The sequence below is a fragment of the Sphingomonas sp. genome (assembly GCF_048595155.1).
GTDB lineage: Bacteria > Pseudomonadota > Alphaproteobacteria > Sphingomonadales > Sphingomonadaceae > Sphingomonas_I.
Genome location: NZ_JBMDXN010000058.1, coordinates 87722 through 101487, shown reverse-complemented (window position 1 = coordinate 101487; position 13766 = coordinate 87722). Strand labels below are relative to the sequence as shown.

The 13766-nt window shown below is 63.0% G+C and carries 11 protein-coding genes; 4 read left to right on the top strand and 7 right to left on the bottom strand.

Going from position 1 to position 13766, the window contains the following annotated elements; translation table 11 throughout:
- The 4 genes from ACOJSI_RS09895 to ACOJSI_RS09880 form a co-directional block, all read right to left on the bottom strand.
- Positions 1-530 (bottom strand): glutathione S-transferase family protein (locus tag ACOJSI_RS09895; protein ID WP_420138110.1); only part of this gene is annotated, 530 nt, incomplete at its 3' end.
- Entirely contained in the window at positions 521-1921 is a 1401-nt protein-coding gene (locus ACOJSI_RS09890) for a radical SAM/SPASM domain-containing protein (RefSeq protein WP_420138109.1), read from the bottom strand. The genes ACOJSI_RS09890 and ACOJSI_RS09895, both read right to left, overlap by 10 nt.
- 197 nt (positions 1922-2118) lie before the next feature.
- Positions 2119-3372 carry an MFS transporter gene (locus ACOJSI_RS09885; protein ID WP_420138108.1) on the bottom strand — a complete coding sequence of 418 codons (1254 nt, stop codon included), beginning with the start codon at positions 3370-3372 and terminating at the stop codon, positions 2119-2121.
- Between the two features lie 122 nt (positions 3373-3494).
- Positions 3495-4328 (bottom strand): arylamine N-acetyltransferase family protein, encoded by an 834-nt coding sequence (locus tag ACOJSI_RS09880; RefSeq protein WP_420138107.1) that lies wholly within the window; start codon positions 4326-4328, stop codon positions 3495-3497.
- Between the two features lie 55 nt (positions 4329-4383).
- On the opposite strand from ACOJSI_RS09880, the gene uvrB reads away from it, so the two are divergent.
- From uvrB to ACOJSI_RS09865, 3 genes are all read left to right on the top strand, one after another.
- Complete coding sequence (gene uvrB, locus ACOJSI_RS09875) at positions 4384-6579, top strand: excinuclease ABC subunit UvrB (protein WP_420138106.1); 2196 nt, start codon at positions 4384-4386, stop codon at positions 6577-6579.
- Positions 6580-6772: 193 nt separating this feature from the next.
- Entirely contained in the window at positions 6773-9112 is a 2340-nt protein-coding gene (locus ACOJSI_RS09870; RefSeq protein ID WP_420138105.1) for a TonB-dependent receptor, read from the top strand.
- On the top strand, positions 9112-10431 hold the full coding sequence (locus ACOJSI_RS09865; protein WP_420138104.1) for an alkaline phosphatase family protein: 1320 nt from the start codon (positions 9112-9114) through the stop codon (positions 10429-10431). Before ACOJSI_RS09870 ends, ACOJSI_RS09865 begins: the two co-directional genes overlap by 1 nt.
- Before the next feature lie 21 nt (positions 10432-10452).
- Here the strand turns inward: ACOJSI_RS09865 and ACOJSI_RS09860 are convergent, their stop codons facing one another.
- Positions 10453-11328, bottom strand: coding sequence for a diacylglycerol/lipid kinase family protein (locus tag ACOJSI_RS09860; protein ID WP_420138103.1), 876 nt, complete (start codon positions 11326-11328; stop codon positions 10453-10455).
- 142 nt (positions 11329-11470) lie between these two features.
- Between ACOJSI_RS09860 and ACOJSI_RS09855 the strand changes: the two genes are divergently transcribed.
- Positions 11471-12028 (top strand): outer membrane protein, encoded by a 558-nt coding sequence (locus ACOJSI_RS09855; RefSeq protein WP_420138102.1) that lies wholly within the window; start codon positions 11471-11473, stop codon positions 12026-12028.
- 32 nt (positions 12029-12060) lie between these two features.
- Here ACOJSI_RS09855 and arsC read toward each other — a convergent pair whose 3' ends face one another.
- Both arsC and accC read right to left on the bottom strand, forming a co-directional pair.
- Positions 12061-12396, bottom strand: a complete 336-nt coding sequence (arsC, locus tag ACOJSI_RS09850) for an arsenate reductase (glutaredoxin) (protein ID WP_420138101.1) — start codon at positions 12394-12396, stop codon at positions 12061-12063.
- 5 nt (positions 12397-12401) lie between these two features.
- Positions 12402-13766, bottom strand: coding sequence for an acetyl-CoA carboxylase biotin carboxylase subunit (gene accC, locus ACOJSI_RS09845; RefSeq protein ID WP_420138100.1), 1365 nt, complete (start codon positions 13764-13766; stop codon positions 12402-12404).

Sequence of the window (13766 nt, the reverse complement as noted above, 5' to 3'; positions counted from 1 at the left end):
TCGCCGATTGGATGAACCCAATCGGCGTAAAAGAGCGACGGTGCCGCCGCGCAATCCGCCATGGTGAAACTATCGCCCACCGCCCAACTTTGGCCGCTCAGGCGGTCCTCAAGCCAGGCGTAGGCGGTGTCGAGCGCTTTTCGCGCGTCCGCCATCGTTTCTTGGCTGCGGCTGCTCTCCGCACGCAGCGCCTCCAGCACCGGCTTCTGCATCGGAGTCATGACGTAATGATCGAAAAAGCGGTCCAAGAAGCGCACGTCGAGTGCCGCTGCGGGATCTTCCGGCAGAAGCCGGGATGGGCCCGGATGCTGCAGGTCGACATATTCGATGATGATGCTGGATTCGACAATGGTGCGGCCATCGTCCACCAGCACGGGAAAGCGACCTAACGGCCACAATGTTACCCGCTCGGCCGCAGCGCCCTCGTCTTCCAGATGGCGATAGACGAACGGCAGATCCTTCTCCCACAGGGCCGTGAGCACCTTCTGGCAATACGAGGAGAAGGGATGGGCGTAGAGGGTCAGTGCCATTGGCTCACCTCCGGCTCGTCCGCGGCAACCCTTGCGCTGTATTGCAGGTAGCTGCCTTTGTTACCCGGCCGACGGAACATCGGGCAGATCGAGCACGGGCTGGGCGGGGCGTCGCTGTTGATCGTCTCCCGCAGCCGGCGATAGTGGGGGCCGCGCCAGATCTCTTCCATGCTTTGCTCATACAAGTTGCCCATCACCGTACCAGGCACGCAGCAGGCTGCGACATCGCCGTTGCCAAGGATGACAGCTGACTGCCATGGCGCAGCGCAATGGCGATGCCCGCGCTCAGCGACGCCATGGAAGGGGGGCGGCACACCCATCATCAATCCAAGGAAGGCGGCAAGATTAATCGCTTCGGTACGTAGGCGATTGAACAATTCTGGCTGATGCCACAGCGATTGCGGCTCCATTTCGGCCGTGTATGCGTGCAGATGCGCGGCATTGATGCCGTCGGCACCGATGGCGGCCGTCATCCGAATGAAATCCAGCCATTCGTCGATATTGCTGGCCATCAAGGTGATGCCCAACATCACGCGGAACTGAGCACCGCTGGTAGCGCGGAGGTTGAGCAATTCACGCACGTTGGCGAGCACCTGATCAAGTGGCGGCGCCCCAATCCGAACATGCCGGAAGGTTTCATCAGTCGCCGCATCCAAAGAGATATTCACATGCGTAACGCGCGATCGGCAAAGCCGCTCGGCTGCATATTGCGTCAGATAGGCGCCGTTCGTGTCGATCTGGAACGGGATTCCGAGGCCAATGACGAAGTCGAGTTCGCCGCCGAAACGGTGATCCGCCCATAGCAGATCGCCGGAATAATCGCTGTTCATCGACAAAAGCCGACCATCCCTCGCCCAGCCCTGAATGTCGCCCTTTATCGCGGGCGAGAGACGGTTGACCGATTTGCGAGTATCCCGCGATATACAGTGGATGCAGTTAAGATTGCACTGTGTGACCGGGCTATAGAGTAGCATGTGCGGGAGAGCCTGTGCCGGTACGGTCGGCGCGAAGTGCAGCTTAGCGGAGACGCCGAAGTCCCCCAGATCATATCCATCGAAATAGGAGGCAACATGTCCCGGTACGCGATCTGCGATGCTGGATGTCCACACTGTTCCTGCTTGATGCCACGTAACGTCGGCGGCGGTAATCCGAAGCGCCAGGTGATCGCCTGCATCTACGGCTCCGCGGGGGAGAAAGATATCCACCCAGTCATTGTTGAGGATTTGCGCCGCCTTTAGGTGCGAGCTGGCGATCGGCCGCCGCAGTACCTTGCGCATCGTGTGCAGATAGCTTGCTGTCTCGCCGCGAAGACGGCCGATCCAGCCCAAGCGTGTGGCGGGTGCAAGCGATCCGCGAATGCGGAACACCTGGAGCAAGAGCGAGCCACTCATCGGCCGATCATATGTTGCGAGCTTCGGCGAGATTACCGCGAGATCGGGCTGATCAACTCGGATGAGCTGTAGGAACTCCCTGCCCGGGAGCAATTCGCCGGCGGCTCGCCGCTCAGGATGGGGCATGAATCATCACCATCTTCCAAGCCGAACACCACCGGCCGGCCCCCGACGGGAACGGCGAGTAGCGTTTGGTGTCACCGTTTTCGGTCCTTCTCGGTCCGCATCGCCATGGTTGCCACCAAAGCGATGCCGATCATGACGGTGACATACCAGAAGTAATAATGTTCATGCCCCGCGCGCTTGAGGCCGAGCGCTACCGTCTCGGCCGAGCCGCCGAAGACGGATTGGCTGATGGCATAAGGCAGACCAACGCCGAGCACGCGGACGTGCGGCGGAAAGAGTTCGGCCTTGACGATCGCATTGGTGGCGGTAGCGCCGGAGAGGATGGTGAGCGCCAGCAGGACGAGCGCGAAGGCTGCGAGTGGATCGTGCGTGCGGCCGATCGCGGTCATGATCGGCACGGTGCCGACAATGCCGCCGATCGCGAACCAGTAAAGCAGGGGCTTGCGGCCGATCCGATCCGACAAGGCACCCAGCGCTGGCTGGAGCAGGATCGCGACAATTGTGGCAAGGGCGCAGATCTGGCTGGCAAGCGGCTTGGAGAAGCCCGAACTGCCCACGAGATATTTCTGCATGTAGGTTGTGTAAGTATAGAAAGCGACGTTGCTGCCGACCGCCAGCCCGAACGCGATCAGTACCGAGCGGCGATGATGGAGCCACAATTCGGCAATGCCGCCCGCGCGCCGTTGCGGGGCGCGTTCCTGGGCGAAATCGGGAGTTTCGGCGATGCCGCGGCGGAGCAGATAGACGGCGAGCGCAAGCGTCGCACCAACAACGAAGGCCAGTCGCCAGCCCCAGTTAGACAGGGCCGCGTCGCTGACGCCGCTCGCCTGAAGGCCCAGCAGAAACGCAAGCGCGAGCAACTGCCCGCCATAGAGGGTCACATATTGGAAGCTCGACCACAGACCACGGCGACCCTCAGGCGCGATCTCGCTGAGGTAGGTCGCCGCCGCACCATATTCGCCGCCCAGGCTCAGGCCCTGGATGATGCGGGCGCACATCAACAGGATCGGCGCACCTATGCCGATCGTGCCGTAGCCCGGAATGGCGGCGAGCAGGAGCGCGCCGCCGCCCATCAGGCCGACGCTCCACGCAAGCGCGGTGCGCCGGCCATGACGATCGCCGATCCGGCCGAGCAGCCAGCCGCCGATCGGGCGCATCAGGAAGCCAACCCAGAATATCCCGCTTGTGGCGAGAAATTGAGCGGTCTGATCCTGGTCGGGAAAGAAGGCGTCGGCAAAATAGATCGAGAAAGCGGAATAGACGTACCAATCGAACCATTCGACGAGGTTGCCGGCCGCGCCGCCGAGGAGGGAGCGGAGCGGCATTGCTCAGATCACCGTTCGTTCTGAGCGAAGTCGAGACGCATTTTCGAGCGGAGCGAGAATGCCTCGGCTGCGCTCGGCAATGTTCCTCGACTTCGCTCGGAACGAACGGTGGGGAAGGCGCGTCATCGCTCCTCGAACAAGCCCAAAGCCGCCACGTCCTCCGCCGTCAGGTCCAATCCGAAGAGCAGGCTCAGCCGCATGCGATAGACGCGCGGATCTTCGATCTCGCCCGATGCCTCCTTGTCGCCGTTGCGGCGGCGATAGCTCTTGTCCGTCAGGCTCGCGAAGCCCTGGGGCAGGACGATGCTGGCGATACGCAGCTGGCGGAAGCGGCTTTCCGGGGCGGTCGAGGTCCAGAAGTTGGACAGGAGGAGGTCGCTGGTGAAGACCGGATCGAGCGTGAAGCTGAATTGCGGCTGCCAACCCTCGCCACCGCCGCGACCGTCGGTGCTGGCGGCGTGGCCGTCGCGTTCCAGCATCCATCCATGCAGCGGATCACGCATCAGGCGGAAGCGCGCGCCGTCGGGCGCGTCGGCGGTCTCGCCATCGGCGAGCGGCATGGGCGGCGCGTAGGAGCCGCCGAAGCCCGCATCGGCGATCCAGTCCTGCCCGTCGATCGTGACGAGGCTGAGCGTGTGCGTCTTGGGCGGTGGCGCGCCCTGAATGCCGAGCCACACGCGCGCCAGCAGCGGACGCACGCTGAAGCCGAGCGCGATCAGCGCATCCTCGAACAGGCGGTTCTGCTCGAAACAATAGCCGCCACGCTTGGCGGTCACGAGCTTCGCGAAGACGGCATCGCTATCGATCGCGATGCCGCGCCCCAGGATGACGTCGAAATTCTCGAACGGAATGGCGAGGCGATGCGCGCGTTGGAGCGCGATCAGCCCCTCTGCCGTGGCGGGCGGGGCAGCGGCCAGGCCGATGCGGGCGAGATAGAGGTCGAGATCGAAGGACACGGGGTCGCCTTGTAGCGCTGGAACAAAGCGCGTCCAGCTCCCATATAGACGATCTATGGCAATCCAGATCCGCACCAGCCTCGACGAACCCGAGACGGGACAAAGCTTCGTGCCGCACCGGCCCGAGCGGCCGGAGAAGAGCCAGGGCGGCAAACCCTTCCGGCTGGTGTCGGATTACGAGCCGGCGGGGGACCAGCCGACCGCGATCGCCGAACTGGTCGAGCAGGCGCAGGCCGGCGAGCGCGACCAGGTGCTGCTGGGGGTGACCGGATCGGGCAAGACCTTCACCATGGCGAAGGTGGTCGAGAAGCTGCAGCGCCCCGCGCTGGTGCTCGCGCCCAACAAGATCCTCGCGGCCCAGCTCTATGGCGAGTTCAAGAGCTTCTTCCCCGACAATGCCGTCGAGTTCTTCGTCAGCTATTACGATTATTATCAGCCGGAAGCCTACGTTCCGCGGTCGGACACGTATATCGAGAAGGAAAGCTCGGTGAACGAGGCGATCGACCGGATGCGCCATTCGGCGACCCGGTCTTTGCTGGAACGCGATGACGTGCTGATCGTGGCGTCGGTGTCGTGCCTGTACGGTATCGGCTCGGTCGAAACCTATTCGGCGATGATCTTCGATCTGAAGGTCGGGCAGACCGTCGACCAGCGTGAGATCATCCGAAAGTTGGTGGCGCTGCAGTACAAGCGCAACGACGCCGCCTTCCAGCGCGGCGCCTTTCGCGTGCGCGGCGACAATCTGGAAATCTTCCCGTCGCATTATGAGGACAGCGCGTGGCGCGTGTCGTTCTTCGGCGACGAGATCGAGCAGATCGTCGAATTCGATCCGCTCACCGGCAAGACCTCGGCGGCGCTCAAGGAAGTCCGGGTCTATGCCAATAGTCACTATGTGACGCCGGGGCCGACGCTGAAGCAGGCGACCGAGGCGATCAAGTTCGAGCTGGCCGAGCGGCTCAAGGAATTGCAGATCGAAGGCAAACTGCTCGAGGCGCAACGGCTGGAGCAGCGCACCCATTTCGACCTGGAGATGATCGCTGCCACCGGCAGCTGCGCCGGGATCGAGAATTACAGCCGCTTCCTCACCGGCCGTTTGCCGGGCGAGCCGCCGCCGACCTTGTTCGAGTATCTGCCGGAAAACGCCTTGCTGTTCGTCGACGAAAGCCACCAGACGGTGCCGCAGGTCGGGGGCATGGCGCGCGGCGACCATCGCCGCAAGATCACGCTCGCGGAATATGGTTTCCGCCTGCCGTCCTGCATCGACAACCGGCCGCTTCGTTTCAACGAATGGGACGCGATGCGCCCGCAATCCATCTACGTCTCGGCGACGCCGGGATCGTGGGAGATGGAGCGGACCGGCGGCGTCTTTTCCGAACAGGTGATCCGCCCGACGGGGCTGATCGATCCGCCGGTCGAGGTGCGGCCGATCGAGAGCCAGGTCGACGATCTGGTGCACGAAGCCAAGCTGACCGCGCAGAAGGGATATCGCAGCCTGGTCACGACTCTGACCAAGCGCATGGCCGAGGACCTGACCGAATATCTGCACGAAGCCGGCATGAAGGTGCGTTACATGCATTCGGACGTGGAGACTTTGGAGCGGATCGAGCTGATCCGCGACCTGCGGCTCGGCGTCTATGACGTGCTGGTCGGCATCAACCTGCTCCGCGAGGGCCTCGACATCCCCGAATGCGGGCTGGTGGCGATCCTGGATGCGGACAAGGAAGGCTTTCTGCGATCGGAAACCTCGCTGATCCAGACGATCGGGCGCGCCGCGCGCAACGCCGACGGCAAGGTCATTCTCTACGCCGACACGATCACCGGATCGATGGAGCGGGCGATGGCGGAAACGCAGCGCCGGCGCGAGAAGCAGGAAGCCTATAATCGGGAGCATGGCATCACGCCCGAAAGCGTGAAGCGCAACATCAGCGACATCGTCGCGCATCTGTCGTCGCGCGACCAGGTTACGGTCGATACGGGCATCGAGGATCGGCCGCACATGGTTGGCCACAACCTGCGCGCCTATATCGAGGATCTGGAGAAACAGATGCGGGCGGCCGCCGCCGATCTGGAGTTCGAAACAGCTGGGCGGCTGCGCGACGAAATCCGCAAGCTGGAGGCGGACGAACTGGGCCTGCCGCCATCGGAGCATAAGGCACCGGTGCGCGGCAATTCCACGCTCGGCAAGCCGGGCACGCGGCAGACGCGTTATGGCAAGGCTAAGGCAGCGCGGGCGGAACGGCGCGCGCGTTGAACGATGCAGCTGCGTCGGAAAAAATCGACCCAAACAGGACCGCGGGGGACAGCCGCAAAGCTTCGTTCCGGCTCTGACATGACACGGCTCGCATAACCGTCATAAATTCATAACTTTAGCTTCATCATGCTGCAATGCAGCAGTATCAGGGCCATTCGACAAGGCGACATATCGCCGCGAAGGGGAATCACTGATGAAGCTGACTTTAGCGTCCCTGGCGACGGGCATCGGGCTCGCTGCTTTTTCCAGCGCGAGTTATGGTGCCGATGGCCTAGCGCCCGCCGCAGCCGCAGCGCCTGCAGCAGATCCCGCCCCCGCGACCGATGCTCCAGCCGACAGCGGCGAGGTGGTCGTGCTAGGATTTGGACGCGGCCGTCAGGAGCAGGAAGTCACGGCTGCCGATATTGGTCGTCTTACCCCAGGCTCCACGCCGTTCAAGGCAATCGAAAAGTTGCCAGGCGTCCAATTCCAGGCGGCCGATCCGTTCGGCGCTTATGAGTGGGCGGTGCGCATCAGCCTGCGCGGCTTCAACCAGAACCAGCTGGGCTTCACGCTCGACGACGTACCGCTAGGCGACATGAGCTATGGCAACGTCAACGGCTTGCATGTCAGCCGCGCGATTATTTCCGAAAATGTCGGCCGTACCGTCGTGGCGCAGGGCGCGGGCGCACTCGGCACCGCGTCGACCAGCAATCTTGGCGGTACGATCCAATTCTATAGTGACGATCCCAATCATCAATTCGGCGTCGCCGTATCCGGCACGGCGGGCTCCGATGACACGTACCGCGGCTATATTCGTGTCGATTCCGGCGATGTCGGCGCGGTGCGCGGTTCGCTCAGCTACGCATATCTTCATACCGATAAGTGGCGCGGCGACGGCCCGCAATATCAGAACCAGGTGAATGCCAAGCTGGTCGGCGACCTAGGCAGCGCCGGGACATTGAGCGGCTTCTTCAACTATTCGGCGCGGCGCGAGACCGATTATCAGGATCTCACGCTGGACCTTATCAACCGGCTGGGCAGGCGCGCGGCCTTTCGCGTCGACAATATCCGGCCGGATTATACGACCGCCAAGGCGATCGCGCTGGCGCTGCAGAATGGCACGGCGTTTCCCGCTCCCTATCAAAACGCCGACGACGTCTATTTCGACGCCGGTGGCGTGCGGAACGACTATCTGGGCGGTGCGACGCTCGACCTGAAGCTGGCGCCGGGGCTGACCTTCAAGGGCACCGGCTATTATCATGAGAATAAGGGGCAGGGCTCCTGGGTGACGCCCTATGTGGCGACGCCGCTCGGCGCGCCGGATCAGGCGGGCAATGCCATCACCGCGCCGGCGCCTTTATCCTACCGCACCACCGAATATGCCATCCATCGCGAGGGCGGGCTCGGGGCGCTGAGCTATGAAAGCGGCATCAACAGCATCACGATCGGTGCCTGGTACGAACGCAACCACTTCCATCAGGCGCGGCGCTATTACGGGCTCGCGAACGCGGCTTACAATCGCGACACGCTCGGCTTCCAGAAAAACCCGTTCGCAACCCAATATGAAGGCGATTTCCACACCGATACCTTCCAATATCATGTCGAAGACACACTGAAGCTGCTCGACGATGCGCTGGTGCTGACCGGCGGCTGGAAGGGCGTTCACGTCACCAACAAGGCGGATGTTGAAACCGGGCCGCTCGCCAGCGGGCGGATCGGTGCAAAGGACTGGTTCCAGCCGCAGGTGAGCGTGGTCTATCACGTGACCCCGAACACCGAGGTGTTCGCTGACTATACCGAGAATATGCGGGCCTTCGTCTCGGCGCTGACCAGCGGTCCATTCTCCACCACGCAAGCCGGCTTCAATGCGATCAAGGGCACGCTGAAGCCGGAAAAGTCGAAGACCTATGAAGGCGGTGTTCGCTATCATGACGGTCCGTTCCAGGCTTCCGCGGTCGGCTATTTCATCGATTTCACCAACCGCCTGGCCTCCTTCGCCAACGGATCGGGCATCGCCGGCAATCCGGCCATCTTGAACAATGTCGGCAGCGTCCATGCCTATGGTGCGGAGATCGCCGTCAATTACAAGCTGACGCGCGCACTCTCGCTATTCGCCAATTATTCCTACAATCATTCGGAATATCAGGACGACGTCTTCCGGAGCGACGGGACGATTTTCGCGCGGACCAAGGGAAAGACCGTGGTCGATGCGCCCAAATCGATGCTGAAGGGCGAGATCGTATATGATGACGGCACGATTTTCGGCCGTGTCGGCGGCGACTATATGTCCAAGCGCTTCTTCTCCTACGAGAACGATCAGGTCGCGGCCGGCCGGCTCGTTGCCGATGCCAGCATCGGCTACCGGTTCGCTGGATCCGGCTGGCTCAAGAATATTTCGATCGAGGGCAGCGTCACCAACCTCACCAACAAGCGCTACATCTCGACCGTCAACACCAACAATGTGATGGTCAGCGGCAGCGACTTCGACAATCCGAACTTCATGGTCGGTGCGCCGCGCCAATGGTTCGTAACGCTCAAGAAGGGCTTCTGATGAAGCGCCTGCTGGGGCTAGCGGCAGCCGCGCTGCTTTCGGCTGCCCCGACCGTTGCGTCGCCGGTTCTGATGATCTCCGTCGACGGCCTGCGGCCCGCCGACATCATCGAAGCCGACGCGCACGGGCTGAAGGTGCCGAACCTGAAGCGGATGATGGCGCAAGGCGCTTATGCCGACGGCGTTGTCGGCGTGCTGCCTACCTTGACCTATCCCAGCCATGTCACGCTGATCACGGGGGCGGCTCCGGGCCGGCATGACGTTGCCAACAACCTGACGTTCGATCCGACCGATATCAATCAGATCGGCTGGGATTGGTATTCGGAAGACATTCACGTTCCGACCTTATGGAGCGCGGCGCGGGCGAAGGGCCTGACAACGGTCAACGTGCATTGGCCGGTGAGCGTCGGCGCACCGATCGACTATAATCTGCCGCAAATCTGGCGGACGGGCCATGAGGATGACCGCAAATTGATGCGGGCGCTGGCCACACCCGGTCTTCTTCAGCAACTCGAGCAGCAGCTCGGCCCATATGCTCAGGGAATCGATGAGAGCGCGGAGGCAGATGAAAACCGCGTCCGCTTCGCAACGGCCCTGATTGCGCGGCACAAACCGGCGCTGACGACCGTCTATCTGGCCAGCGTCGACCATAACGAACACGCCTTTGGCCCCGGCAGCCGTGAAGCGATGGCCACCATCGCACGCAATGACGCGATGATCGGCACGTTGGTCGCCGCGGCCCGTGCGGCGGAGCCCGACGTCACGGTGGTGGTGGTGTCGGATCATGGTTTTGCGCCAGTCCGTACCGACGTGAACCTGCTCGCGCCCTTCGTCGCCGCCGGGCTGATCACGTTCGACGCCACCGGGAAGGTCACGGGGTGGGACGCCGAGCCCTGGTTCATGGGCGGATCGGCAGGCGTCGTACTGGCACGGCCGCAGGACCCGGCGCTCGTCAGTAAGGTGGCCGGTCTGCTGGCGCAGCTTAAAGCCGATCCCGACATGGGGATTGCCGAGATCCTCGATGCAAGGGCGATCGCGACGATGGGCGGGGGCGCCAAGTCCAGCTTCCTGATCGCGTTCAAGCCCGGCTTCGAAGCGGGTCATGATCCGCGCGCGGACAAGCAGACGCCGAGCAGCTACAAGGGCATGCACGGCTATCTGCCGTCCGATCCGGCGATGCGATCGAGCCTGTTCGTCGAAGGGCCGGGGCTGAAGCGGAGGGGCCGGCTCGGGCAGGTCGACATGCGCTCGATCGCGCCATCGGTTGCCCGGATATTGGGTGCGGCCTTGCCAACGGCGGAGGCCAAGCCCGTCTTCTAATGATCTGGAGGAGGCTGGCGGTCAGGCGAAGGAGAATGGTTCCGCTCGCACGGCGATGGTAAGTGGCGTGTTTGCAACAATATCGCCGTCGGCCTGAAGCGGGGAGGCATTGCCGGCGATGCTGAGCCGATCGCACGAAAAGAGCACAAGATTGGGATCGCGGCCGAGATCGCGGCCACGCCACAAGCGCCACACAAACCGCGCAAAATCGATCCTGCGCGCGTGACGGAGCGCAACCCCATGCAGCAGGCGGTGTTCGACCGAGGCGCGCGGTGCGAAGCTCCACGGCCCCGCGAAATAGCGCCCTTTTGCGATGTAGATCGCCTCGCATGCGATCACGCCCTCGGCAGTCGTCACCTCCAGGCCAGGGCGTCGCCAATGGGCAAGGACGGTGAAGAAGGCCAGGACATAGGCGGCCCGGCCGAACAGCCGCTTGAGGGGCAGGGACAGGTTGGCGACGGCATAACTGTCCGGGCCCACGCTGGCGACGCCCGACAGGATGATGTCCCCGATCATGGCGACATAATGATCGCGTCGGTGGGTGCCGCCTAGAATCCGTGCGACGAAGGTTGCCGGGTCACGCGAATAGCCGCGCTCCCGCGCGATCAGATTCACCGTGCCCATCGGATAGAGGCTGAGCGTTACCGGCAGACCGCTGCGATACACGGCCGCGGCCACGTGCCGCAGCGTGCCATCGCCGCCGACGACGCAGACATGCTGTGCGTCGGGATCGATCCGGACTTCGCCGGAGTGGCTTTCCGAAAGGATCGTGCGTGCCCCGGCCGACGTGAAGGCGCGCTGCAAGGCACGCAGGCGACGCTGCGAGGACGAGCCTGCATCCGGATTGGCAATGATCTGCACCACGGGGGACCCCCCGCTATAATATCCGTCGGCCACGGCGGCCCCTAATCTAGAGTGTTGCGAATTTGTGACGGTGTTTTTGTTCTACCGCAGCGGCGAAACAACAGGGGATACGACTGGTTCTACCCCCCGAGCGGTTCCTGCCGCTTAGGTACATGTCTCGTAGGAGTTCAAGAATATGATCAAGACCGCCCTTGCCGCCGCGCTCGCGGCCGGCATCGCCTGTTCCGCGTCTGCGCAGGATACGGCGCCGGACGGCAGCCGCCCCTTCGGTATTGAGCCCTATGTTGGTATCATGGGTGGTTATCACAGCTTCGACCGCCGCAGCGAATTCGGCACGGTACCCCGGTACGGCAAGCCGACCGGCGCGCTGATCGAGGGCGTCGCCGGCGCCAACGTGCCGCTGGGCCCCGTCTTCGTCGGCGTTGAAGGTAACGCCGCGAAGGGCTTCAACGATATCGATTGGGAATATGGCGTTCGTGGCCGCGCGGGTTTCCGCGCTGGTGACAGCGGTCTGATCTATCTGTCGGGTGGCTATCAGTGGGTCAATGCCAAGGGCAAGCGCGGCTTCAACGACCACTCCGACTGGATGTGGGGCGGTGGCGTCGAAGTGGGCCCGAAGGACATCGGTCTGGGTGGCATCACCAGCAGCGCCGGCCCGCGCCTGCGTCTGTCGATCGAGACCTATGACTTCGACAGCATCCGTCCGATGGCGGGTGTGATCTTCCACTTCTGATGTGGAACGGGCGGCGGAGTAACCGCCGCCCACTACAGGATCTCGCGGATCTTTTCCGGAGGGCGTCCCAGGCGGACGCCCTTTTCCGTTTCGACCAGCGGCCGTTCAATCAGGATCGGATCGGCTGCCATTGCGTCCAGGATCGCCTCGTCCGACGCATCTTTGAGCGGCTTTGCCGCTGCTTCCGCCAAACGTAGTCCATCGCGAGGGCGCAGCCCAGCTCGGGCGTAGAGTTCGGCCAGCGCCGCTCGCGTAGGCGGGCTTTTAAGATATTCCACGATCGTGACGTCGGCACCGGCATCGCGCAGCAAAGCCAGCGCTTCGCGCGACTTGGAGCAGCGCGGATTGTGCCAGATCGTCGCCTTCACGCCGCTCACCCGTGGTCCGCTTGGTCCTGCTCGGCCAGCCACTTTTCCAGCCACTTGATCGTATAATTGCCGGTCTGAAAATCAGGCTCGTCCAAAAGCGCACGATGAAGGGGGATCGTGGTCTTCACGCCATCGATTACGAACTCCTCCAGCGCGCGACGCAGGCGGCGCAGGGCGCCGTTGCGGGTGGTGCCGTAGACGATGAGCTTGGCGATCATGGAATCGTAATAAGGCGGAATGCGGTAGCCGGCATAAAGGCCGCTATCGACGCGTACGTTCATGCCGCCAGGCGCGTGATATTGGGTAACCAGACCCGGCGAGGGCGCGAAGGTGCGCGCATCCTCCGCGTTGATGCGGCACTCGATCGCGTGCCCACGGAACACGACGTCTTCCTGACGCAACGTCAGCGGGTGACCTTCGGCGATGCGGATCTGCTCGCGGACCAGATCGAGACCGGTGATCGCCTCCGTCACCGGATGCTCCACCTGCAGGCGGGTGTTCATCTCGATGAAGTAGAATTTCCCGTCCTCGTACAGGAACTCGATCGTGCCCGCACCGCGATAGCCCATGTCGGCCATTGCTTTCGCGACGATGCCGCCCATTTCCGCGCGCTGTTCGGCGGAGATGACCGGCGATGGCGCCTCTTCCAGCACCTTTTGATGACGCCGCTGGAGCGAGCAGTCGCTCTCGCCGAGATGTATTGCGTTCCCGTTGCCGTCACCGAATACCTGGTAGTCGATGTGTCGAGGATCGCCGAGATACTTCTCCATATAGACGGTGGCATCGCCGAACGCGGCTGCTGCCTCGCTGCCCGCCTGCTCCATCAACGCTTCGAGCTGGTCTTCCGATGGTACGACCTTCATGCCGCGGCCACCGCCGCCCGATGCCGCCTTGATCAGCACGGGATAGCCGATCTCGCGCGCGATCGCCCTGGCCTCCGCCGCATCCTTGATCGGCCCGTCGGAACCCGGCACCAGTGGCAGGCCCAGTTTCGCGGCCGTCAGCTTGGCTTCGATCTTGTCGCCCATGGTCCGGATATGTTCGGGCTTCGGCCCGATCCAGATGATGTCATGCGTCTCGACGATCTCGGCAAAGCGCGCATTCTCGCTGAGAAAGCCGTAGCCCGGATGAATCGCATCCGCGCCGGAAATCTCCGCCGCGGAAATGATGTTGGGGATGTTGAGATAACTCTCGGTCGCCGACGGGGGGCCGATGCAGATCGCCTCGTCGGCGAGGCGTACATGCATCGCGTCCGCATCGGCGGTGGAATGCGCAGCGACCGTGCGGATGCCCATTTCATGGCAGGCGCGATGGATGCGCAGCGCGATCTCGCCGCGATTGGCGATGAGGACTTTTTCGATCTTCGCCAA